Source organism: Sporomusa sp., assembly GCF_035561255.1.
Lineage (GTDB): Bacteria > Bacillota > Negativicutes > Sporomusales > Sporomusaceae > Sporomusa.
The window spans coordinates 1-24151 of record NZ_DATMXX010000026.1 but is presented as its reverse complement, the minus strand read 5'-3'; the positions used below and the strand labels follow the sequence as shown (position 1 = coordinate 24151).

24 protein-coding genes are annotated in these 24151 nt (G+C 46.2%); 17 read left to right on the top strand and 7 right to left on the bottom strand.

The genetic code is table 11. The features are described 5' to 3' along the window. From VN379_RS01395 to VN379_RS01385, 3 genes are all read right to left on the bottom strand, one after another. Positions 1 to 767 (bottom strand): hypothetical protein (locus VN379_RS01395; RefSeq protein ID WP_325530046.1); only part of this gene is annotated, 767 nt, incomplete at its 3' end. A 12-nt stretch (positions 768 to 779) separates the two neighbouring features. Further along, the gene (locus tag VN379_RS01390; protein ID WP_325530044.1) at positions 780 to 1346 is read right to left on the bottom strand and encodes a prepilin-type N-terminal cleavage/methylation domain-containing protein; all 567 of its coding nucleotides are present in this window, start codon (positions 1344 to 1346) and stop codon (positions 780 to 782) included. A gap of 33 nt (positions 1347 to 1379) precedes the next feature. Continuing rightward, on the bottom strand, positions 1380 to 1829 hold the full coding sequence (locus tag VN379_RS01385; RefSeq protein ID WP_325530043.1) for a type II secretion system protein: 450 nt from the start codon (positions 1827 to 1829) through the stop codon (positions 1380 to 1382). Between the two features lie 382 nt (positions 1830 to 2211). Here VN379_RS01385 and VN379_RS01380 point away from each other — a divergent pair, with 382 nt between their 5' ends. Beyond that, positions 2212 to 3345, top strand: a complete 1134-nt coding sequence (locus tag VN379_RS01380) for an efflux RND transporter periplasmic adaptor subunit (RefSeq protein WP_414714944.1) — start codon at positions 2212 to 2214, stop codon at positions 3343 to 3345. After that, complete coding sequence (locus tag VN379_RS01375) at positions 3346 to 6438, top strand: efflux RND transporter permease subunit (RefSeq protein ID WP_325530039.1); 3093 nt, start codon at positions 3346 to 3348, stop codon at positions 6436 to 6438. Positions 6439 to 6452: 14 nt separating this feature from the next. On the opposite strand, the gene VN379_RS01370 is transcribed toward VN379_RS01375, so the two are convergent. After that, positions 6453 to 6737: a CC/Se motif family (seleno)protein gene (locus tag VN379_RS01370; protein WP_325530036.1), complete on the bottom strand. Its 285-nt coding sequence runs from the start codon at positions 6735 to 6737 to the stop codon at positions 6453 to 6455. Positions 6738 to 6886: 149 nt separating this feature from the next. Here VN379_RS01370 and VN379_RS01365 point away from each other — a divergent pair, with 149 nt between their 5' ends. The 8 genes from VN379_RS01365 to folE2 all read left to right on the top strand — a co-directional run bounded on the left by VN379_RS01365 (position 6887) and on the right by folE2 (position 14469). Next, complete coding sequence (locus VN379_RS01365) at positions 6887 to 7861, top strand: 2-hydroxyacid dehydrogenase family protein (protein WP_325530034.1); 975 nt, start codon at positions 6887 to 6889, stop codon at positions 7859 to 7861. Positions 7862 to 8009: 148 nt separating this feature from the next. After that, positions 8010 to 8468, top strand: coding sequence for a hypothetical protein (locus VN379_RS01360; RefSeq protein WP_325530032.1), 459 nt, complete (start codon positions 8010 to 8012; stop codon positions 8466 to 8468). A 335-nt stretch (positions 8469 to 8803) separates the two neighbouring features. Next, the gene (gene larB, locus VN379_RS01355; protein WP_325530030.1) at positions 8804 to 9556 is read left to right on the top strand and encodes a nickel pincer cofactor biosynthesis protein LarB; all 753 of its coding nucleotides are present in this window, start codon (positions 8804 to 8806) and stop codon (positions 9554 to 9556) included. An 8-nt stretch (positions 9557 to 9564) separates the two neighbouring features. After that, on the top strand, positions 9565 to 10773 hold the full coding sequence (gene larC / locus VN379_RS01350) for a nickel pincer cofactor biosynthesis protein LarC (RefSeq protein ID WP_325530028.1): 1209 nt from the start codon (positions 9565 to 9567) through the stop codon (positions 10771 to 10773). 10 nt (positions 10774 to 10783) lie between these two features. Further along, on the top strand, positions 10784 to 11734 hold the full coding sequence (gene rnhC, locus VN379_RS01345; protein WP_325530026.1) for a ribonuclease HIII: 951 nt from the start codon (positions 10784 to 10786) through the stop codon (positions 11732 to 11734). Between the two features lie 117 nt (positions 11735 to 11851). Then, positions 11852 to 12931, top strand: a complete 1080-nt coding sequence (locus tag VN379_RS01340) for an HD-GYP domain-containing protein (RefSeq protein ID WP_325530024.1) — start codon at positions 11852 to 11854, stop codon at positions 12929 to 12931. Positions 12932 to 12962: 31 nt separating this feature from the next. Continuing rightward, entirely contained in the window at positions 12963 to 13649 is a 687-nt protein-coding gene (queC, locus tag VN379_RS01335) for a 7-cyano-7-deazaguanine synthase QueC (protein ID WP_325530022.1), read from the top strand. 31 nt (positions 13650 to 13680) lie between these two features. Further along, entirely contained in the window at positions 13681 to 14469 is a 789-nt protein-coding gene (folE2, locus tag VN379_RS01330) for a GTP cyclohydrolase FolE2 (RefSeq protein WP_325530054.1), read from the top strand. Between the two features lie 58 nt (positions 14470 to 14527). On the opposite strand, the gene VN379_RS01325 is transcribed toward folE2, so the two are convergent. Further along, the gene (locus VN379_RS01325) at positions 14528 to 14872 is read right to left on the bottom strand and encodes a hypothetical protein (protein ID WP_325530020.1); all 345 of its coding nucleotides are present in this window, start codon (positions 14870 to 14872) and stop codon (positions 14528 to 14530) included. Positions 14873 to 15003: 131 nt separating this feature from the next. Between VN379_RS01325 and VN379_RS01320 the strand changes: the two genes are divergently transcribed. The 7 genes from VN379_RS01320 (at position 15004) to VN379_RS01290 (ending at position 21259) form a co-directional block, all read left to right on the top strand. Continuing rightward, positions 15004 to 15864 (top strand): ChbG/HpnK family deacetylase, encoded by an 861-nt coding sequence (locus VN379_RS01320; RefSeq protein WP_325530018.1) that lies wholly within the window; start codon positions 15004 to 15006, stop codon positions 15862 to 15864. Positions 15865 to 15870: 6 nt separating this feature from the next. Further along, positions 15871 to 16791 carry an NAD-dependent epimerase/dehydratase family protein gene (locus tag VN379_RS01315; protein ID WP_325530052.1) on the top strand — a complete coding sequence of 307 codons (921 nt, stop codon included), beginning with the start codon at positions 15871 to 15873 and terminating at the stop codon, positions 16789 to 16791. A 13-nt stretch (positions 16792 to 16804) separates the two neighbouring features. Then, the gene (locus VN379_RS01310) at positions 16805 to 18343 is read left to right on the top strand and encodes a glycosyltransferase family 39 protein (protein ID WP_325530016.1); all 1539 of its coding nucleotides are present in this window, start codon (positions 16805 to 16807) and stop codon (positions 18341 to 18343) included. A 213-nt stretch (positions 18344 to 18556) separates the two neighbouring features. Next, positions 18557 to 18766 carry a 4Fe-4S dicluster domain-containing protein gene (locus VN379_RS01305; protein WP_325530014.1) on the top strand — a complete coding sequence of 70 codons (210 nt, stop codon included), beginning with the start codon at positions 18557 to 18559 and terminating at the stop codon, positions 18764 to 18766. Further along, positions 18763 to 19902, top strand: a complete 1140-nt coding sequence (locus VN379_RS01300; protein ID WP_325530012.1) for a 2-oxoacid:acceptor oxidoreductase subunit alpha — start codon at positions 18763 to 18765, stop codon at positions 19900 to 19902. The genes VN379_RS01305 and VN379_RS01300 overlap by 4 nt, the downstream gene beginning before the upstream one ends. After that, positions 19902 to 20726, top strand: a complete 825-nt coding sequence (locus VN379_RS01295; RefSeq protein ID WP_414714943.1) for a thiamine pyrophosphate-dependent enzyme — start codon at positions 19902 to 19904, stop codon at positions 20724 to 20726. Before VN379_RS01300 ends, VN379_RS01295 begins: the two co-directional genes overlap by 1 nt. After that, positions 20726 to 21259 (top strand): 2-oxoacid:acceptor oxidoreductase family protein, encoded by a 534-nt coding sequence (locus VN379_RS01290; RefSeq protein ID WP_325530010.1) that lies wholly within the window; start codon positions 20726 to 20728, stop codon positions 21257 to 21259. The genes VN379_RS01295 and VN379_RS01290 overlap by 1 nt, the downstream gene beginning before the upstream one ends. A 56-nt stretch (positions 21260 to 21315) precedes the next feature. On the opposite strand, the gene ldhH is transcribed toward VN379_RS01290, so the two are convergent. Continuing rightward, positions 21316 to 23487, bottom strand: coding sequence for an L-lactate dehydrogenase (quinone) large subunit LdhH (gene ldhH, locus VN379_RS01285; protein ID WP_325530008.1), 2172 nt, complete (start codon positions 23485 to 23487; stop codon positions 21316 to 21318). Further along, positions 23487 to 24110, bottom strand: coding sequence for a lactate utilization protein C (locus VN379_RS01280; protein WP_325530048.1), 624 nt, complete (start codon positions 24108 to 24110; stop codon positions 23487 to 23489). Before VN379_RS01280 ends, ldhH begins: the two co-directional genes overlap by 1 nt. Positions 24111 to 24151: the final 41 nt, after the last annotated feature.

Sequence of the window (24151 nt, the reverse complement as noted above, 5' to 3'; positions counted from 1 at the left end):
GTATTACCACTGTTTGCATTGTTTTGTATCAAAGTTTTTAAGTTAGAACCACTTTTAGTTAATGAGGGGATGGTTTTCATTAGTTTATCTACATCTAAGGTTAAAGTATCAGTATTTTTTACTAGATCATTACCGTTATCAATGTTGTCATTAACAGTAGATTTATTAGTTAATGTATTGCTACCGAGAGTTTGGTAATACGCCTTTCCTTCTACTTTTACACTGTTGGCATTAATATTAAGAGCAGTATTCGTTCGTATACTACCGGCTATTTTTGCATTATTGTTTAATGTCATATCATTTTGAGCAAATGCTGCATATTTAAATATGGCGTTATTAGCCTCGCCTTCGTCACCACCTCCATTACCGCCTTCGGCTTTTACTGTCAAAATGACATTAATCTCTGAATTATTTACATGACCAGTAGATATAATTGTGAATATACTTGAGTCTGATTGATCTTTTTTTACTTTTACTGTATAAGTACCAGCAGTAGGAGTTCCGGAATTTCGCTTAACAACGGGGAGACTTAGTTCTGAGCCATTACTTGGTACATCTGCCAAATGACTAGGCAAATAAGCTAATGCCCACTGCGCTCCCGCTTCAGCCAGATATTGAGCGGCAATGTCATCACGTGTACGGGCGGCAGTGGCAATATTACTGGCACTCAATGTGGCATAAGCACCCCCGATAATGCCGAGAAATAACATAGCCATTATCGCAAGCATACCTGCCGACCCTTTTGAGTTACGTATTAGTTTCAGCATAATTTCGCCCTCCTACTTTACGAATGAGTTAATTGGTATAATCATGATTGTTTGATCAATAAATTGATTGTACACGGTGTCAGTGACACGAACAGAGATATTCATGTGAGTAGAATTGCCTTCAAAAATTGGTGTTTCCGGATCTGGTATTTCAGTAATGCGAATGTCGGTAGGCTTAACAAATGAGTGCCCGGGAACCCGTATGGGCGTTCCCCCCGCAAAAGGAACTTGGTAAAAATGAAAATCGTTTTTGTCGATGTAATATAAAAATTTGCCTGGTTCGTTGGGGCTGATAAATTCATCTGGCCTGATAGATTCATAGTATAAGGCTTCATTTTTAAAGGCTGGTGTGTATGCTTTAATATCATAGTTATTGCCGTAACGTAAATTATTTGAAATATTTAACAAAACCAGATCTGCAGTTTGCTGAACATCATATCGTCGTTGCCCATACATATAATTTTTAACTAAAGAGGAGAATAGCCCGCTTAAAGCTAATCCTAGTATGGCGGTTAAGGTTATCCAAACGAGAATCTCTATTAGAGTAACTCCGGCTTGTTTAGTGTAATTGCTTTTCATCAATACTTCCTTTCCACTTTCCGATAAATAGTTTTAGGAGGGAGGGGCTACTTTAGGGAAGAAGGTTGTAAATGGTACTGCATAAGCGATGTTTTGTTTGTTATGCCAACTTACTGTTACTGTAACCTCCACCAAATTAGAGGCATTCTCTTCGGTGCACTGAACTGCCGTTGTATTTACAGAAAAAACAGGATTTGAAGATGTTGCCGTAGTCTCCAAGTCACTATCAAGCCAATCATTACGCTTATAGGGGTAAGTGGTTGTAGTAGTTAAGATTGGGTTCGTACCTTGTTGCCGGAGCTTCAGGTATTCGAACTGTTTTAGTGCTAAATTGGCAGCTGTTGTATACTCTGTAGAGGTGTTAGCTGATTTTCCTGTGTGCAGAAATAAGCCGCCAATTGCTATTAAGGCGGTTGAAATAATAACAATAGCTAGTAACACTTCAATGAGCAAAAATCCTTGCTGGGAAAGTGTTTTTTTCACTGTATTCACTCCCTAAACCGGTTAAAAAGTTTAACAATTGTTTTACTAATTATACCATATACACTCCTGTTATCATATATATTAGTAAACAGTCCTGCGGGTGACAGGGCTGTTTGTTTTGTTAATTTCGAAGTGATCTGCTTAAGCGGCAAGTAAAAAAGAGCAGCTAAAACAGGGCTGCTGCCAATTACAACCGGTGGGTAGCTTTTGTCATACTTTTGTCACACTTTTATAGTAAGATTACATGGAAAATACAGGAAAATATTTACACATGGCTGGTTAATGAACATAACGAAAATTTAACATTTCACTGCAGGAGAGCCTATTTAGCTGTCGAATAGGAATTGGGTATCTAATTTATTCTTTTGGAGGAATGAGCGGGTTGGCAAGCAAGAAGAGAAAAGCAATTATTATTGTAGCAGTTGTTGCACTTGTTTTGGCGGGTATTGTTGGCTACCGGATTTACAGTAACATGCAAACCGGCAAAGAACGGGCTGCCCGGGTGTCTCAGGGACAGGCCGTAGCTGTCGAGGTTGCAGCTGTAACCAGGCGGGATATTACCCCGGTGTTAACCTTCTCATCTAATCTTGAACCAGTATGGAATGCTGATATTTCCAGCAAAGTTGACGGACGTATCGACAAGCTCACTGTCGATGAGGGAGATTCCGTTTCTGCCGGGATGACGATAGCTGTGCTTGATATGGGAGAACTTTCGGCCCAGGTTATCCAGGCCGAGGGCAGCCTGTTACAGGCTAAGGCCAATCTGGAGCAGGCAGAACTTGATTTTAGGCGGATGGAAACACTGGCTAAACAGGGGGCTGTTTCCACACAAACGCTGGACTCGGCCAGGACTAAGCGGGATTTAGCCGGAGGTCAGGTCAGAGCGGCTGAGGGCGCAATGGCCCTCTATGATAGCAAACTAACAGGTGCCACTGTGACTGCGCCACGCGGTGGCGTAGTTGTCAAGCGCTTTTTGCAGCCGGGTTTTTACACCAAAGCAGGGTCATCCATTGTAACTGTGGCTGACATTAGCACCTTGCTGGCAAAAGCTACTGTCGGCGAAGCCGAGATTACTCAACTTAAACAAGGTGCCAGTGTTAAGGTCAAGGTAGATGCCCTGGGCAATCAGGAGTTTACCGGCAGCATTACCCGGGTGTCGCCAGTTGCTGCGATGCCTTCGCGGACGTTTATTGCCGAGGTGTCAATCCCTAATCAGCAAAATATCCTGAAGGCGGGGATGTTTGCTAAGGTTGAAGTTCCTGGGCAAATCCACGCGCAAGCGATTGCCGTGCCGGAAACGGCGTTGGTAATGAAGGAAGATATTAAGACCATTTATGTGGTTACCGCTGATAACAAGGTTGAGCAGCGTACCCTTACCCTGGGGTATGTAGGCGGTGGCTGGGCCGAGGTGGTTGATGGTGTTAAGGAAGGCGAAAAGATTGTAATCGCCGGCCAGAACAAACTGCGGGATGGTTCCACAGTCAGACTGGGAGCGCCCGGGGAGGCTGGCAAGTAAATGATTGACGTTTTTATAAGACGGCCGGTATTTACCACCATGCTGGTTATGCTGCTGGTAGTATTTGGCCTAACCTCATATCCCGGTCTGGGGGTTGATCTTTATCCTGATGTAGAGTTTCCCCTTGTTATGGCCAGTGTCACCTATACCGGTGCCTCACCGGAGGAGATGGAGAGCCTTATTACCAAACCCATTGAAGATGCTGTCAGCTCGGTTGCCGGTATTAAGACCCTGTCATCAGTATCACGGGAGGGCGTATCTCAGACTACCATTGAATTTGAGCTGGGTACCAACCCTAAGATGGCTGCCAATGATGTGCGGGAAAAGGTTGCCGGGGTCCGGCGGCGGCTGCCGGAGCAGATTGATGAACCGGTAGTGCAGCGGTTTGATATTACTGCGCAGTCGATTCTTACTTTCAGCCTGGCGTCAGACGTCAGGCAGCGCGGTGAGATCAGAAAGATTGCTGAGGATATTGTTAAGGACCAGATCCAGCAACTGGAAGGGGTAGCCGAGGTCAGTGTGTACGGGGCTGCTCAACGGGAGATCCAGATTCTGGCCGACCCGCGTAAGCTTGAGGCCTATGGTCTCTCCTTACAGCAGTTGCTTGATGTTGTTAATAACAACAATATCAATACCCCGGGGGGCCGGGTTACGGAAAAAGGTATTGAGCTGACGGTTAGAACAATTGGTAAATATGAGAGTGTCGATGATATCAGGAATATTATCGTTCTTAACCAAGAGGGGCGTCTGGTGCGCCTGCAGGATGTGGCCAGTGTCCAGGATACCTGGGCTGAAGAACGCACCTATGCCGCGACAAACGGTGTGCCCAGCGTGATTGTGTCAATTCAGAAGCAGTCCGGTACCAACACGGTGGGGGTTGCTGAAAAAGTCAAGCAGTCGATGCAGCAGTTGGAGCAGAACGTGCTGCCGCCAGATATTAAGGTGACTAAGGTACGGGATAACGCCACTTATATTAGAGACAGTGTTGATGATGTTATGGTATCCATGGTGTTTGGCGGCTTGCTGGCAGTAGCCATCACTTTCCTGTTTCTGCGCAATACACGGGCTACGGTAATTGGTGCCATTGCCATTCCGACCTCAATTATATCCACCTTCTTTTTGATGAAGGTGATGAATTTTACCCTTAACAACATGTCGCTCATGGGCCTTAGCTTAGCGGTGGGTATCCTCATTGATGATGCTATCGTTATTGTGGAAAATATCTTCCGTCATATGGAGGATGGGAAAAGCCCTATGGCTGCAGCCCGTGAAGGGACTAAAGAAATATCGCTGGCCGTTTTGGCAACAACCTTCTCTATCCTGGCTGTATTTGTGCCTGTTGGCAACATGGGCGAGATTATCGGTCAATATTTCAAGCAATTCGGGCTGACTGTCGCATTTGCAGTGGCATTCTCCCTGTTTGTGGCTTTTACCCTTACACCGATGTTGTCAGCTTACTGGCTTAAGACAGGTCATGATGCAGCAGGTCGTCGCTTGCGCTGGCTGGAGGCGCTATTGGATAAGTGGGAGCACGGTTTTGAGTCGCTCCGGGAAACCTACCGGCAGATTTTATACTGGGCGCTGCAGCGACCCAGGAAGCTTGTGGCCCTGGCCCTGTTATCCCTGTTCCTCAACGCTTTATTGCTGCCCTTTCTGGGCTCAGAGTTTCAGCCTACCTATGACTCGGGCGAATTCAATATCAATGTGATGGCGCCGGCCGGAACCTCCATCGAACGCAGTAAAGAATTGATGGCTCAGGTCGAGAAAGAGGTTATGGCTATTCCCGAGCTTGAATCAGCATATATGGTTGTCGGTACGAACCGTCAGGTGTACCGTTCCATGGTTGGTATCCGGTTAGTAGATTCAAGTAAGCGCTCACGTTCCATGATGCAGATTATGGATTCACTGCGCGTTCAGTTTCGAAATGTCAAAGGTCTAAAGGTATCTGTATCAACAGGCCAAAGCCAGGGGCGCGGTGATTCCCGTCCAATTCAGGTAGCGCTGCGTGGCCCAGAACTTGATACGCTGAATCAGTACGCCAATACACTGGCAGAGAAAATTAAGCAGATCCCCGGTACTACCGATGTTGACATATCAAGTGAGCAATCTGAACCTGAGGTGCAGGTTAAATTTGACCCGAACCGGTTAGGGGATGTCGGCCTTGATGCGACTGCCGCCGGCAAGGCGGTACAAATTGCTTTTTTAGGCTCAACAGCTAAGAATCAATATAATGTTGCTGACAGTGATTATGATATCCGGGTTCAGCTAAAACAGGAAAACAGGCTCAGCCTGGAGGATGTGGCCAATCTGCGGATTAGCGGCCAGCATGGCTTTATCCGGCTAGGCGATATTGCGGAGGTAAAGCTTTCCTCCGGCCCAACGCAGATTGACCGCGAAGACCGCCAACGGCAGGTCATTGTTTATGCTAACGCTGTGGGTACCTCCCCCGGCGAGGTAATTGCTAAAGTAAAAGAATTTATTCCGGGTCTTAATCTCCCGATGGGGTATACCCACAAGCTGGTAGGTCAGGCGCAGATGATGGAAAGCTCGTTTAACGAGATTACTAAAGCATTGGTATTAGCTGTCGTTTTGATTTACATGGTACTGGCAGCAGAGTTTGAAAGCTTTATTCATCCGTTGACCATTATGCTGTCATTGCCATTCTCCCTGGTTGGGGCTGTCCTTGGCTTGCTGATAGCAGGGAATACGATTAACATCATGTCTCTGATTGGTGTTATCATGCTCATGGGTCTGGTAACTAAAAATGCTATTTTACTGGTCGACTATGCGAACCAGCAGCGAGAGCAAGGGGTGCCGATTATTGATGCGCTGGTGGAGGCCGGTTCTGTGCGGCTGCGGCCAATCCTAATGACTACCATGGCTATGATCTTTGGGATGCTGCCAATTGCATTAGGCATTGGTGCCGGGGCGGAAATCCGTTCCTCGATGGGTGTTGCGCTTATTGGCGGGTTAATTACATCGACCTTTTTGACGCTTGTTATTATCCCGCTGGTCTATCTGCTTATTGATAAAATGCAGAATTATTTTAGAGAAGAAAAAACTGATCTGACAGAAAAGAACCCTGGCGTTTAACGCCAGGGCTTTCTTTAGGCTAGCTGCCAGCCTTCAATAACCAGTTTTTTAAACGAAAAAAAGTTGCTGAGGGTAATCGTCAGTGGGATGTTAGGCAGTTCATGGGGGACATATACCATAATACCCCGGATTTCTTCGCGGGTGTAGTTTTCAGGGTTATGAGGCTGGCCTAAGCGCACAGCCGGGCTTTCTCTCAGATCAATGCAGCAGCTAATGACCTGGAAAAGCTCAAGATATACAGGTTTACCCTGGTTATTAATATAGTCGAAGGCTTGGTCGGTCATGGAAAGCATTGCCATATAAAACCTCCTCAATAAATCTTTTTCCAATTATTCGTTACAAAAGATCGGTTATCCTGCTAGGGGAGTCTACCATAATTAAGCGAATTTTGGTAAAATATATAATGCTTAGACAAGGTCAGGCAGGTTATAAAAAAGGAGCTGTTAGCGTGAAACAAAAAGTATTTGTCTCAGGGATCATTCCTCAGATTGCAGCCGATATGCTGTCCCGGCATTATGAGGTAACAATGCATAACGACCTCCGTTTATTGACTAAACAGGAGATTGTCGATGGTCTGGCAGGCAAGGATGCTTTGTTATGCCTGCTTTCTGACAGCATTGATGCGGATATTATTCACTCAAATCCCGGTTTAAAGATTATTGCCAATTACGGTGCCGGCTTTAATAATATCGATGTGCCTGCCGCTACAGCCCGCAGAATTCCGGTGACCAATACCCCGAAGGTTTCGACAAATGCTACTGCTGATTTAACCTGGGGTCTCATTCTGGCTATTGCCCGCCGTATTGTTGAAGGCGACAAAACCACGCGGGCCGGTAAGTTTACGGGGTGGGCACCACTTTACCACCTGGGTGTCGAAGTATCAGGCAAGACACTGGGGGTAGTCGGCATGGGCAATATCGGTAAAGCGGTCGTTAAACGTGCCAAAGGCTTTGACATGCGCATAATCTATTATACCCGGACCCGGCTAAGCACCGAAATAGAACAAGAGCTGGGGCTTGAATTTATGCCGCTTACCGATGTGATTGAGACAGCCGATTTTTTAACATTTCATCAGAGCTACAACCCAACGATGAAGCATATGATTGGTGCTAAAGAGCTGGCCAGCATGAAATCAACGGCATTTCTGATCAATGCAGCGCGTGGCCCGCTAATTGACGAGGCCGCTTTGCTGGTGGCGCTGCGAAATAAAACAATTGCCGGAGCGGCGCTTGATGTTTACGAGTTTGAGCCGAAAGTGACTGCCGGACTGGAGTTGCTTGATAATGTGGTTCTGGCGCCGCATCTGGGGAATGCAACAGTCGAAACCCGCAATGCCATGGCTGAAATTGCCGCCAACAATATTATTGCCGTCCTTACCGGAAATAGGCCGCTTACCTGTGTCAATCCTGATATTTATAAATAGTATAATATAGAGTAGCTTTAGCCGCCGCCGGGCGTTCTTACCGAACCGCTCAGCGACGGCTTTTCATGTTCTTTAGTGACATAATGCTTAGAAACTGAATATCATACATCATAGTGTTCTTAGACGCGCCGCCTTGGGGGTGATGCCATTGTTTAACCAGATGGAAGAACTTAATAATTTGCTGGCATTAATGAGGGTGCAAAATAGCTATATTCATGAGCTAAACAAACTAATCTATTGTGCAGTATCTGATATGACACTTGCCACTAGTCATGAATTCACCGGGTTTGTTAATCATTTTTCAGAATTTGCCCGTTATCATTATAATAGTGAGGGTTATAGCCAGGCTGCGCAGCTAGTGCAAACCTACCACTATATACTCTTAGAGCGATTGCTGGATAGTCAGGTGTTGGCTGCTGCTGAACAAATGGAGTTAGCTATCGGGCATTTGGAAATGGCTGTCCGTGAGACGCAAATCCGGCTCAATCCGCAGGTGATATTATTAAATCACGGAATGTTGTTGATGGAAGAAACGCAGCTAAAAATTATTGAGTCACTGGAAGTGCTGTTGAAAAGTTGTCATCCGGCTCTCCAACTGCAGAATTAAAAAAAGATAACCTCTAACAGGATTTTAACTGTTAATATTGAATTCTTATAAAGACATAATGCCCATTAGGACATTATGTCTTTATGTTGCTAAAATGAGAGGGTAATATCTCTTTCAACGGGTAAATTACTGACGTTGTTGCCAATCCGCCCCAGAGGTGTTATTATGCAAAAAGGAACATTTTTCAGCAGCGTACCTGGGACAATCTGGTGCTGCCTAAACTATCTGCTTTAGTAGCCAGACCTAGCGGCAGGTATAAAGAGGCTGGGGTTTACATATGTTACGCTTGACTCAAACTGCACAGGAATAAATGAAAAGTTGGACGAGGTGGAGAAGTGGATATTGATTACGTAAGCAACCTGCTCAAAGAGTTTAAGAAAGGCGGTCTCTCGCTGGATGAAGCGATTGAAAAACTGAAAATATTGCCTTATGAAGATCTAGAATTTGCAAAACTTGATCATCACCGGCTATTGCGGCAGGGTTTTGCTGAAGTGGTTTTTTGCCAGGGGAAAACCGTGGAGCAGGTACTGGCAATTATGGACAGGCTTGCTGTGTATAATCGCAGTATTTTAGCAACAAGGGCCACCAGAGAGATGTATGATGCGGTTAAAAGCGTTTTGCCTGATGCGCAGTATCACGAGTTAGCCAGGCTAATTACTATTGAACGCCAAAAACCTCCGGTGGATCAGGAACGCGTTATTTTGGTCATGAGTGCCGGGACGAGTGATATTCCTGTAGCTGAAGAGGCTGCTATTACGGCCGAGATGATGGGTAATAAGGTAAAAAGGGTGTATGATGTCGGCGTGGCTGGCATTCACAGGCTTTTAGACCAACGGAGATTTATTGAAGAAGCGAATGTTCTGATCGTTGTGGCAGGCATGGAGGGAGCTCTGGCCAGTGTGGTTGGCGGCATGGCCTCAAAACCGGTTATTGCTGTGCCGACAAGTATTGGTTATGGTGCAAATTTCGGTGGTCTGTCGGCATTATTAAGTATGCTCAACAGCTGCGCAGCCGGAATTGGTGTTGTCAATATCGATAATGGCTTCGGCGCAGGCCGGTTAGCAAGTATTATTAATCATATGAGGTGATTTGGATTATGGCTACAAAATGTAAGACTATTTATCTGGACTGTTTTGCCGGCATCAGTGGTAATATGCTGCTTGGTGCTTTAATTGATATTGGAGCACCTGAAGAACTACTCCGGGCCGAATTGGCAAAACTGCCGGTAACCGGCTATGAGTTGTCGATAACAAGGGTTGATAAGGGGGGGATCAGTGCTTTATATCTGGATGTCAGGGTTGATGATGCCGGGCATCACCATCGCAATCTGGCAGACATAATGAACATTATTGAGCAATCAGCACTTACGCCTGTTGTTAAAGAGACAAGTAAACAGATATTTACCCGTCTGGCTGAGGCTGAGGCCAGGGTTCACGGTGTTCCGGTTGATGAAATCCATTTCCACGAGGTTGGGGCTGTTGATTCGATTGTTGATATTATTGGGGTTGCCTGGGCGTTCGATTATTTAGGTGTTGAGCAGATTTATGCCTCCCGGCTTCATGTAGGCAGTGGTTTCGTCAAGTGTTGTCATGGCCTGATACCGGTGCCGGCCCCGGCAACCGCTGAATTGTTGCGTGGCATCCCCTTTTATCAGGGGGATATTGCCAAGGAATTGGTAACCCCGACTGGGGCGGCAGTAGTGGCAACACTGGGCCGGGGTTACGGTCCCATGCCTGACGGCTTTATTAGTAGTCATGTTGGCTATGGCGCCGGTACCTGGGATCTGGATATTCCCAATGTTTTGCGGTTATATCTGGGAGAAATACCGGCAGACGCCATATCAGGACAGATTGAGGGGCAGGATGACAAGCCCTATCTGGTGGTTGAAGCCAATATTGATGATCAGAATCCTGAGCTATACAGTTATATAATGGACAAACTTTTTGCTGCCGGAGCGCTTGACGTGTGGCTTACACCGATCATCATGAAAAAAGGCCGGCCAGCAACTAAACTGTCGGCGTTATTGCTTGAGGATTGTCAGGCAAAGATCGCTGAGGTTATTTTAGAAGAGACAACATCTATCGGTATGCGTTTCTACCCGGTAACAAGGGCTATCGCCAATCGCGAGTTTATTGTTGTGGGACTGCCCTGGGGGGATGTCAAAGTAAAAATTAGCTCATATCAGGGTAAAATATGTAATGTGGCACCCGAATATGAAGATTGCCGTAAAATAGCGGAGGAGCTGGGGCTGCCGCTCAAGGTAATCCAGCATCTGGCTCTTAAAGAAGCGATGTCATTTTGTTAGAGGTATATGAATGGATATATTAAGTGCAAGGCTGGCTGTTTTGTCTGAACGCTTTGCCCAGGCCGGCTATAAAATCACTGCAGATAAGCCGATCAATTACGGCAGACAGCTAAAAGTCTCAGATGGACAGACTGCTGTGACTGTTAATATTTATAGTGGCAAAAAAGGCATCAGCATTGTTGTAGGGGGCTCACAGTCACCGCTTAAAGAGGCAGTATCGGCCATTACCCAGGGGCAAATACCAATTGCCACCGGGGCGGACGCCGCAAAGTCACACATGTTTGCCGGGCGGCCGCCGGGTTTTGAAGGTGTAAAAGATTTTGATAATAAATGGATCGGTCTTGACGAATCAGGCAAAGGTGACTTTTTTGGTCCGCTGGTTGTGGCTGCTGTACTTGTTGACGACCAGTCGGCCGGTAGACTTACCGCTGTCGGTGTTAAGGACAGTAAAGCGCTGTCAGATGAGAAAAATCGGGCATTGGCAGTGCGGATCCGCGAGGAATGTGCCGGCAAATTTGTGGAACTGGAATGGATGCCTGCTGATTATAACGCCACCTACAGCCAGTTTAGCAATGCCGGAAGAAATCTTAACCACCTTTTGGCGTTCTCACATGCCCGGGCACTTGAAAGCCTGCTGGCTAAAGAACCAGCCCAATTTGCTTTAGCCGATCAATTTGCGCATGAGCGTTTTATTCAGGCTGAGCTTATGGAAAAAGGCAGGACGATTACGCTGGTGCAGATGCACAAAGCCGAGCGTAATGTTGCGGTGGCAGCAGCCTCCATCTTGGCCCGGGACCGCTTTTTAGGAAGTATGGCTGCTCTTGCAGCCCAGTATGACATGGTATTTCCCAAGGGGGCAGTCCAGGTGGTGCCAGTGGCCCGGGATTTTGCCGTTAGGTACGGAAAAGATGCGTTAAAGCAGGTTTGTAAGCTTCATTTTAAGACTTTTGAGCAGATATAAGTAATTTGGGAACTTTTTAGCAGGAAAAAACGAAATCATGTAAAATTATATTGTTAATATTGTAACTTTTTCGCTAATGGGCAAAACAAGGTCAGTTGAGCGGGGGAGGGAAGCAAGGTGAGCACTAAGTACCGGATTAAACCGTATCCCATTAGCGCTGTTGAGTCTGGCATGGAAATTGGACGAATGGTGCTAACTAACGACGATAGAGTTATATTAAGTGAAGGCACAATTCTTTCAGAGAGTATGATTGCAGGCTTAAAATTCTGGGATATAAGTACCGTATTTATCAAAGAACTAGTATCATCAGAGCTTGAGATCGATTTTTCTATTCCGGAAACAGTTCTTCAGAAAAAGTTTTATGCTGATTATGATCACACCGTAATTTTATTAAAGGACTCATTTTTAAAGCTTCGTTTTTATAAAGAAGTGCCGCTTACAACCATGCGAGAATTAGTGAATAATGCCATTGAGCCGCTTATTAACACAACTGGTGTAATTAATCATATGCATATGGTCCGCCGGCAGGATGACTATACCTTTCATCACTCTGTTAATGTTGCTGTTATTTGCGGTGTATTAGGTAAATGGCTTGGGTATACCGGTCAGGAATTACAAGACTTGATGCTGGCCGGGTTGCTGCATGATGTGGGTAAGACCCAGATTCCGCTTGAGATACTGAATAAGCCCGGTAAGCTTACCCTGGAAGAGATGGAGATTATGCGTCTTCATACAATCAGAGGGTATCAGCTGGTCCGCGATACTCCCAATGCCCCCAAGGGAGTCATCTATGGGGTTCTCCAGCATCATGAGCGTTTTGATGGAAGTGGTTACCCTTTCACTGTTTCAGGTGATAATATTCACAAATATGCTAAGATTATTGCGATTGCAGACATATATGATGCTATGACTTCTGACCGGGTTTATCATCGCAAGATTTCGCCCTTTGCCGTTGTCGAGATAATTGTTGGTGAAATGTTCAACAAACTAGACCCGGCTATCTGCACTGTTTTCTTAAATAACGTTCGCGACTACTTTGTTGGCAATATCGTTGAGTTAAGCGATGGCCGGCATGCCGAGGTTATTTACTTAGGGCAATTTATGGCCTCCAGGCCAATCGTTGTGACTGAGGACCAGCAATATATTGATTTGGAACGTAATAAAGGTTTGAGCATTGTTAACGTTATTAGGGCTTAATGTAAATACACACAGGATAAGGGGATCGCTTATGAATAAAAAGGCAGTTGTGCTACTATCAGGCGGATTGGATTCGACTGTATGTATGGCTGTCGCCAACAGTGAAGGGTATGAGCTGTTACCAATCAGTTTCAACTATCACCAGAGGCATAGCAGGGAGCTTGCAGCTGCAGCCAGTGTAGCTCAGCATTATCATGTTGACCGCCATTTAGTTATTGAGACCAATATGGAGGCTATTGGCGGCAGCGCGCTAACAGACACTAGCTTGGCTGTTCCCCAGGGCAATATTGACGCTAGCGGGGTACCGGTTACATATGTACCGGCCAGAAACTTAATATTTTTAAGCTACGCTCTTGGCTACGCTGAGGTAACCGGGTCTGACCGGATATATATTGGCGTTAATGCACTTGACTACTCAGGATATCCTGACTGCCGGCCAGAGTTTATCGCTTTGTTCCAGCAGTTAGCTAATTATTCTACAAAAGCGGCTACTGAGGATGGCCGGAAAACAATAATTGAAACGCCATTGATAAATCTGACCAAAAGAGATATTGTGCTGTTGGGGAACAGGCTGAGTGCGCCGCTTTACCTGACAACAAGTTGTTATCAGGGTGGGGATGAGGCTTGTGGACAATGTGACAGCTGCCTCCTGCGCCTTAAGGGATTTGCGGAGGCAGGTCTGGCTGACCCTATTTTGTATCGTACTAGGAGTGAATAAAATGAATCAAACAGCTCAAGGACGCAACAGCATTAAGGATGTTCAAAACAGCTGCGATGAGCGCGGTATCGCTATTCAAAAGGTCGGGGTCAGTGACGTTCACTTACCGTTTTTAATTAAGACCAAGAGTGGTTCGTTTCAGACAGTGCTGGCAAAAATTAAGCTTACGGTTGATTTACCCCAGGAGTTTAAAGGTACGCATATGAGCCGGTTTATTGAAATCCTCAGCGATTGGAGTCAGAAGCCGGTGTCTTATAAAGAGATTGAATATATGCTGACAGATACGATTGATCGTTTACATGCCCAGCGGGCTCATATTGATATTTATTTTAAATATTTTATTGAAAAAACTGCCCCGGTAAGCGGTTTCAAAAGTATGTTGGACTATGACTGTATGTTTTCCGGCAGTCTGGCTAAGGATGAACATCTGGACTTTATGTTTGGTATTACAGTACCGTTTACCTCGTTGTGTCCCTGCAGTAAAGAAATATCCCAGTATGGAGCTCATAATCAGCGGGGCATTATGCGGGTAAAGATTAAGCATCAGCATGGCAGATTTATCTGGATTGAGGATCTGGCAGCCTTAATGGAACAGCAAGGCAGCTGTCAGGTGTATTCGCTCTTAAAACGTGCAGATGAAAAGTATGTTACTGAGAAAGCCTATGAGAATCCCAAGTTTGTGGAAGATGTACTCAGGGATTTAGTACTCACATTACGCCAGATTGAAAGTGTACAATGGTTTGAAGTGGAATGCGAGAATTATGAATCTATTCACAACCATAGCGCTTATGCCGCCCATACGGAGACTGTTACCAGGTAAATAAAGCGGCGCCGGACCATTCATGAGAATAGTCCGGCGCCGCCACTTGGTTACCCTGTTATTCGGCGCTGTAGTCGCCGTTTGCATCATACTTTGCAGTTAGAGTCTGGTTGGCCATTTGGCTTTTGGAATTGGTAGCAGCCGAGGTGGCACTGCCGGTTTGGGATTGTTTAGCCAATTTGCTCAATTGGTTCATATCAGCTGAGCTTGCAGAGTTTGAAGCAGTGGTAGAAGAGGTTGCGGAAGCTCCTGAAGCTCCTGAAGCTCCTGAAGTTCCTGAAGTTCCTGAAGTGGCATAGTTGCTGGAAGTGCTGCTCGAATAGTCATTGTTGGCATCCTGCGTAGCAGTCAGAGTACCATATTTCTGTTTGCTTTCTGCCTGTTTGCTTTGTTTGTTTTGCATAATGTGACCTCCCTGTTTTTTTATTTGGCCGTGTGACCAATTATAGTATCAGAAATCGCTGATCAAGTCATACCAGGGATTTTTTGCCCAATTGTGATTGTGCTCTATGTAATAATTACCTCGAGGTAGCTATGAAAAAATTAATTGTAAATGCTGATGATTTTGGCTTGCATGAGAATATTAATCTGGGCATTATTGCTGGACATACTACTGGGTGTATAACCAGTACCACAATTATGGCTGGCGGCCCTGCTTTTGCGCACGCGGCTGCTTTAGCAGCCGATTACCGGACGCTGGGGATTGGCGTCCATCTTACCCTTGTAGGCGGCTGTCCTGCGGCTGAACCGGGGCAAATACCCTCGCTGATTGATCAGGAAGGGCTGCTTTGTTCTAAGTATCCGGTATTTCTAAGAAAAATTTGTTCTGCCGGCATCCGGCTGGGGGATGTGCACCGGGAGCTTATGGCTCAGGTCAGAAAGGTATTGGCAGCTGGAATTCAGGTTACTCATCTTGACAGCCATCAGCATCTGCATATTGTACCGGGGATTATTGATATTGTTATTGATATTGCCAGGGAGTTTAATATCCGGGCCATACGAATTCCGGCCGAACCCTTGTTGTTTTTTGGCGGCTTTAGACCATCGGCCGGCCGGATTATTGGCCGCTCAGGTCTCAGCGTTTTGGCTGGCCTGGCCCGGCTTAAGGCCCGGCGGGCCAGGCTGGTTGTGCCAGATCATTTTTACGGCATGCTGGCCGGCGGCAGTATGGAAAAAAGATTGCTAAACAAGATTATTGACAACCTGCCTGAGGGCACTAGTGAAATTATGGTTCACCCTGGACTGGATGATGCGATATTAAATCCTGTTTTTACTTGGGATTACCACTGGCAGCAAGAGTTAGCTGCAGTTACCAGTCCACAGGTTGCAGACTGCTTAAAGAAGAATAATATTGACCTGGTGTCGTTTGCCGGTTTGAATAAAGATAAAGGATGATTGATGATGAAAGCATTAGTAACTGGCGGTGCTGGTTTTATCGGCTCACACACTGTTGATAAAATGCTGGACAAAGGCTGGGAGGTTGTCGTACTCGATAATCTGAGTACTGGTTTGCGTGATAATCTTGATAGCAGGGCTAAGTTTATTGAAATGGATATAGTGGATAGTGGGTTGTCGCAGGTATTTGCCCAGGAAAGGTTTGATTATGTGGTTCACCTGGCCGCCCAGACTGCAGTGCCTTATTCCATTGACCATCCGGATATTGATTGTAAGATAAATTTGCTTGGCCTTGTAAATGTGTTAGAAGCATGCCGCCAGACAAGTGTCAAGCGGGTAGTTCTATCTTCTAGTGCTGCTGTGTACGGGGATGTTGACAGACTGCCTATTACTGAAGATTGTGTGCTAAATCCGGCGTCTTTTTATGGATTGACGAAACTCACTAGTGAGAAATACCTGGCTCTGTATCATCAGATACATGGGATAGACTATGTTGCCTTCCGTTATGCCAATGTCTATGGCGAGCGGCAGGGAGATGGTGGCGAAGGTGGAGTAGTCAGCATTTTTACCCGGAAAATACGCCACGATCAGCCTGTTCAAGTTTTTGGCGATGGTGGGCAAACCCGGGATTTTATTTATGTCGGCGATGTGGCTGAAGCTAACTGTCAAGTGCTTACGGCTCCGCAAGCGGCAGTTAACAGGGTATATAACATTAGCACACAGTCACAAATTAGTGTTAATGATTTGGTTGAATTGCTGGCAGAGGCAGCCGGAAAACAAGTGGCTAAGGTACATGTCTCGGCCAGGGATGGGGATATTTATCATTCCATGCTATCAAATCGTGCTGCTATTGATAATATTTGTTGGAAGCCGCAGATGATGCTGGCGGAAGGTTTGCGGCGAACGTATCATTCTTTAAATAAATAAACGGGGGACGAGCATGGTAAGGCGGTTAGATAGTAATCTTTGGGTTGTAGCAGTGATTGCGTTAATTATTATGTTTTTTAATTTAGGGAGTATTCCTTTATTGGATCCGGATGAGCCTGTTTATGCAGAAACCCCTAAAGAGATGATCCAGTTTAATGAATTTTTGTCGCCACGTATCTATGGGGAATACTGGTATGACAAACCTCCGCTGTATTATTGGTTGGTAACTGGTGCTTTTAAGGTGTTTGGCATGAGTGAATTCTCAGCCCGTTTCCCTTCGGCATTTTTAGGTGTTGCCGGGGTTTTGGCCTTATACTGGTTCGGCCGGGAGCTGTTTAATAAACGGGCAGCGCTGGCCGGTGCTCTCGTTTTAGCAACAAGTATAGAATATTTTTATCTTGGCAAAGCGGCTGTTACCGATATTACTCTTAATTTTTGTCTGACACTTGCTTTATTGGGGTTTATTACAAAACGTTATTATGTAATGTATATCTTTACCGGTTTGGCTACTGTAGCTAAGGGACCAGTGGGATTTTTGTTCCCTGGTGCCGTAATATTCCTGTATTTAGCTGCTACCAGTCGCTTCCGCCTGTTAAAAGAAATGAAACTTCTAACTGGAATTGGGTTATTTGCAGTAACTGCGTTGCCCTGGTATTTGTTTATGTATAGTGTACATGGCAGTACCTTTATTGATACTTTCCTGGGGTTTCATAATGTAACCCGCTTTACTTCACCGGAGCATCCGGAATTAGTTGTTTGGTATTATTTTATTCCGGTGCTGCTATTAGGCTTTTTTCCTTGGACATCAATCCTTTTTCAGTCAGTATGGGTTTCGCTAACGCAAAGCAGCCAGGAGAGTAACCGGACATTATTGTTTTTGAACATCTGGGCTGTTTTTATTTTTATCTTTTTTTCAATATCACAGACTAAATTGGTATCTTATATATTGCCAATGTATCCGCCGCTGGCACTTATTGCCGGATGGTATATTGACCGGGTTTGGGGTTTAAGAGCAAGACGGACTGCCTGGCCGGTTATACTCTCAGTCTTGTCAGCTTTGCTGATTGCCGGTATGTTTGCCAGTTTGGAGCTGTTCCCTGCCCTCACAAATGGTGTTGGGATTACTGCTGTGTTGTTTAGCGTAATGGCACTATGCTCAATATTTTTTATCTGGAAGCGGCAGATTGGGAAGGCCTTTTGGGTTCAGGTAATTGGCATGACCCTGTTTTCCATGGTGCTTGTTGGTATGTTGTTTTCCGGAGTTGCCCCTTATTTCACTTCAAAATATATTGCTCATGAATTTACCGGCAAATATGATGGTAAATCGCCAGTCTATGTGATGAAATTTCTTCGTCCAGGGTTTGCCTATTATACTGATATCTATGGAATTGAGGTCAAGGCAATGGAGTTACCTGCTGCTGTTAATAATGCACAAGGTAAAGCCTATTTTGTCACTCAGCAGGCTGACTACAAGGAACTAACTGAACCGGAGAGAATGAAGGTTAGAATTGTGGCTGAGGCTGCTGATAGAATGATTCTAATTAAAGAATAGCATGAAAACAAGCCGGTAGGGTTTTATAGCCATACTTATCCACCTGGGTCAATGTGCCTGGGTGGTCTTTTTTTATGCACTGTCAGCAAAAAGCATAGGTATAATACAAAATCCAGAAAATATTGAATAACCTATTAATATAGCTTATAATAATACAGGATATGCTAGAAATAACTGTAATTACCTGAACGGAAAGAGGAGTGAAAAGCTGTTATGGCACTGTCTGTTAAGCCAAAGCTCTGTAAGGGCTGCGGTATCTGCGTATACTTTTGTCCTAAATCTGTCCTCGACTTAGACGACATGGGCAAAATTTATGTAAAAGATCCTGATAAATGTGTTGTCTGCGGTCAATGCGAACTGCGATGTCCGGATTATGCCGTGAAAGTAACTAAGGAAGAAGATGCTGGGAGGGATACCAAGTGACCAAAGCGCGCTTAATGCAGGGCAATCAGGCTTGTGCTGAGGGGGCGCTGGCGGCGGGAGTCCGCTTTTTCGCCGGTTATCCAATTACCCCAAGTACTGAAGTTGCCGAAATACTTGCCGAGAAGCTTCCGGAGCTGGGTGGTAAGTTTATTCAAATGGAGGATGAGATAGCCAGTATGGGCGCTGTCTGTGGTGCAGCTTTGACTGGTGTTAAGGCTCTTACTGCTACCAGTGGCCCCGGGTTTTCGTTAAAACAGGAACTAATTGGCTATGCCTCAATTGCAGAGATTCCGGTAGTTATTGTCAACGTACAGCGGTTAGGTCCAAGTACCGGCAAGCCCACCTCACCAGGTCAGGGTGATGTTATGCAGGCTCGCTGGGGCAGTCACGGTGACCGCGGTGTGATTGCTCTCTCTCCGGCCTCGGTGCGTGAGTGTTTTGACGTGACTGTTAAAGCCGTGAATTTTTCGGAGAAATTCCGCACCCCTGTTATCTTGTTGCTGGATGAGGTAATTGGTCACATGCGTGAACGGGTGGAATTGCCGGAGCCAGATGATATTGAGATTGTAAACCGTAAGCTGCCTTCAGTACCACCCAGTGAATATCAGGCGTATAAGCCTGCTGCTGACGGCGTTCCGGAGATGGCCTCGTTTGGTTCAGGCTACTATTATCATGTTACAGGCTTGGTGCATAACTACCAGGGGCAACCTACCCAGGCCAACAATCTCACCGCAGAGCTTATTGAACGCCTCCATACCAAGATTGATAACGCACAGGCTGAGCTGACCCTGTATACTGAGCACTATCTTGAGGACGCCGAAGTATTGGTAGTCGCTTATGGTGGATCGGCCCGCGCTGCAATAGCAGCTGTTAAGGCTGCCAGGGCACAGGGAATCAAAGCCGGTCTGCTAAAACTGATAACAATCTGGCCATTCCCCGGTCAGATTGTTCAACAGGCAGCCAGCCAGGTTGGCAAGGTCATTGTGCCAGAAATGAATTATGGCCAACTGGCCGGTGAAATAGAGCGGTATGTGGGGCGGGATAAGGTTGTATCTGTAACCAGGGTTGATGGCGAACTGTTTAAGCCTGAAGAAATACTGGAGCCTATTGTCACCGCAGCTGGAGGTGCTAAATAATGGCAGACATTGAAAAATATTTACGGCCTTCGGCTTTTCCCCACATCTGGTGTCCAGGTTGCGGCAATGGCATTGTTTTGGCTGCTCTTATCAGGGCTATTGATAAACTGGAGCTTGCACAGGACAAGACAATCATTGTATCAGGAATCGGTTGCTCGTCACGGGCGTCAGGCTATATGAATTTTAATACCGTACATACGGCCCATGGCCGGGCACTGACTTTCGCTACCGGCATTAAGCTGGCCAACCCCGAACTGAATGTGCTGGTTATTACCGGTGACGGCGATTCTACCGCTATTGGCGGCAATCATTTCATTCATGCTGCCAGACGCAATATTGATATTACGACAATTATTTTTAATAATAATATCTATGGCATGACCGGGGGCCAGTCGTCACCGCTTACCCCGGTGGCAAGCAAATCAAGTACGGCACCATTTGGTCATATTGAACGCTCGTTTGACATTGGCGCGTTGGCTGCCGCCGCCGGTGCCACTTATGTAGCCAGGGCTACTGCGTTTCACGCGACTTTATTAACAGACCTTATTGTGAAAGGGATCGGGAATAAAGGCTTTTCAGTCATTGATGCCATCACCCAATGTCCTGTTTCTTACGGGCGTAAAAACAAGATGGGTTCGGCGGCTAAAATGATGGAATGGCAGAAGGAAAAAGCGATTCCTGTTCAGGCAGCTTCCAAACTCACACCGGAGCAGCTTAAAGATAAGTTTTTGATTGGTGAGCTTCACCGGTCTGAAGCCCCTGAGTATACTGCCGAGTATGACAAGCTTATTGCGCGTGTTCAGGCTCAAAGGGGGAATCGGTAATGTGGCAGATTAGCTTAAGCGGTACCGGCGGGCAAGGTCTTATTCTGGCAGGCATCATCCTGGCAGAGGCTGCTATTCTAGATGGCAAACAGACGATTCAGACTCAGTCATATGGTCCGGAAGCACGGGGCGGGGCCAGTAAATCTGAGGTCATTATCAGCGATGAAGAGATTGACTATCCGAAGGCGACCACAGCCGATATTTTGCTTGCTATGAGCCAGGAAGCATGCAATAAATATATTGGGCTGTTGAAAGAAGGTGGCCGGTTGATTGTCGATACTACGCTTGTTAAAACGCTGCCGGTAGTAGCGGCTGATAAGCTGGCGTTGCCGATAACTCATATTGCCCGCAATGAGCTGGGCAATGTTATGGTTGCTAATATCGTCGCTCTAGGTGCGCTGGCCGGTTTTTCGGGTGTAGTTGGGCTGAATTGCCTGACGCAGGCGGTTTTGGCCAGAGTACCTAAAGGTACAGAAGACCTGAATAAGAAAGCACTGGAAACTGGTTTTGCTTTAGGGCAGGCTGCCAGATAAGCGGGCATAAGCAAAAGGAGTCTTCCGATTTGGAAGACTCCTTTACAATACCTACTTTAACTTTTGATATTTTCTGCTAAAATCTCTGCGATATGCTTAATTTTCACAGCAGGCAGTTGTTTGTCCAGGCCGCCTTGAATCTGCATCATGCAGGCCGGGCAGGCAACGGCAATAACCTCTGCATCACTGGCTTTGATATTGGTAATTTTCTGTTTGAGGATAGGCATTGACAGTTCACTGTATTTGACACCGAAAGCCCCGGCCATGCCGCAGCATTTGTCACAGTCCTTCATTTCTACCAGCTCATACCCTGGGGCGGCTTCCAGCAGCTGACGCGGCTCAGTGTAAATGCCGAGGCCTCGTTTCATATGGCAGGAATCATGATAGGTGACTTTTTTGTTGCCGGCTGTTTTGGCTAAGCGGCCGGTTTTCTGATATTCCTTAGCGACAAAACTAGTGAACTCACAGACCTTATGGCCGAGTTTCTCGGCACGGGTTTTCCACTCCGGCTCATCGTCAAACAATTCGACATAGGTCTGATGCCAGGTTTCGGCGCAGGTTGGGCAGGCCGATAGGATGGTGTCGGCGTTGGCTGCTTCGAAGACCTCGATATTTTTCCTGGCAATCCGTTTGGCTGTTTCCCGGTCGCCCATACCCAGTACCGGTTTACCACAGCAGCTTTGCTCTTCTGGGAAGACTACTTCCATGTTAAGGTCATGGAGAACTTTATATACTGATTCGCCGGTTTCAGGAAAAATAAAATCAATGTTACAGCCGCTGAAGAAAGCAATTCGTTTTGCAGGTTTATTTATTTTCTTGGTGATTTTGGTGACGCGATCCCGGAAGGGGACGTCGGCAACTGCCGGCAGGCTGCGGTCTTTGGCCATGCCTGCCAAAAATAGTGGTAGGTGGCGGATTAGGCGACCGGACTGGAAGGGTTTCTGACCAATAGCTGCTAAACGCAGCAGGGTATGGAAAACCTTGCGGTTTGCCAGAACATTTTCAAATACTGCCTTAACGCCGAACGGCAGGCCGTGTTCTTTGACCGCCTTGGCCCGGAGTTCTTCAATGAGATGGGGAATATCGATTTTGCCAGGGCAAATCTCAACACATTTGCGACAGCCAATACACAGCTCATTAATCTTTTCGAAATCACCCATACTGTTTAAAAAGGCAGTCAGGATGGCGCCGATGCCGCCGGCATAGATGTGGCCGTATACATGGCCGCCCACAAGGGTATACACAGGGCAAACATTGAGACAGGAGGCACACCGGACGCATTGATAGATTTCTTTGAATTTATCATCATGGGCCGCTGTCAAGCGGCCATTATCAAAGAGAATAATATGTAGTTCCTTATCTTGCTCAATCCACTTACCGTCGTGTTTAACCATTACCGGGGTAGTGCCTGAGGTCATAGTCATATAACTGGTCATTAGCTGGCCGGTGGCATTACGCGGCAGGGTGCGCAGGATAGGAGCAGCGTCTTTGATGGTCGGAATCAGTTTTTCATAACCGATGATAACAACATGAATTCGTGGCAGGGTAGTAACCAGACGGGCGTTGCCTTCATTGGTTACCAGGCCGATAGCACCATTCTCGGCAATCCCAAAGTTTGCGCCGGAGATACCCATATCTGCCTGCAGGAATTCAGTTCTGAGGGCTGTACGGGCAGCCTGTACCATAAAGGGGATATCTGTTGGGATTTCCTGTTTCAGTTCTTTAGAGAAGTAGTTGGCAATTTGTTCGCGGTTTAAGTGAATGGCCGGCATAACCATATGGGAGGGTTTGTGTCCGGCTAAGGAGATAATCCACTCCCCCAGATCGGTTTCTTTTACATGAAGGCCAGCTGCTTCCAGGTCATGGTTAAGGTGAATTTCTTCCGAGGCCATGGATTTGGATTTGACAATCCGCTTTACATCTTTTTCTTTACAGAGATTAATTAGATATTCTTTCAGCGCGTCCCCGTCTTTGGCGCGGAACACCTTAGCACCGCGTTTAGTTGCTTCAGCTTCAAATTTATTGGCAAGGCTGTCGATGTTGGCAACAGCACCCATCTTCATTTGTCGGACTTGCTCACGAAGGGCTTCGATATCAGCCACATTTTCATAGGCTTTAGCCCGGGAGATAGGATAGGCTTCGGCAAATCGCCCTAAGGCACCGCGTAAGACCTCATCATTGAGTTTCTCGTCAATTTCATTCTTTATATTACGGTTATTTGTTTCCATTAGTTGCCACCCCCGCTAACTTCTTCATCAACGGCAATAATGACAAAACGGCTGGGACCATGCACGCCGATTGTCAGGACGCGTTCGATGTCGGCAGTACGGCTGGGGCCGGTAATAAAACTAATATAACCATGATCGTAAACCTTAGAGATAACCTCCATAGCTTCAGTTACGCCAGGCACAACATTGCCACTGTTCATAAAAGCAACATGAACGGGAGGAAGCATCGAGACTAAACGGCTTTCAAATGCCATAGCATCCTGGCAAACGCTGCCTGATTCGGCGATTGCGAATTCAACGGCTGAGATGCCAATGTCGGCACTTTCAGCATGCTCGGCAATATCTGCTTGCTCAGTATAAAGGGTAACGCCAAGTTCGGTCAATGCGGCATTGATACCGGCCGCTTGTTGCAGCGGGCTGTTAACAGCTACAATTTTACGGGCGTTTGTGTATTTTACGAGGTTGGCAATGACTTCTTTTGCTTCGGCTGCTGTTTTGACCCGGAAAACCTCAGCCGCTGCATTTTTTGCCCTGGTTTCAAACTCTGAGAATAGGCTGGTGCCGTCAGCATAGGCTGTAAGCGCTTGTTTCCAGTGCTCACTTACTTTTTTCAAACTCTCCACTCCCCCAATTTTAAATAAATTTATGGTATGATGGTCTGACC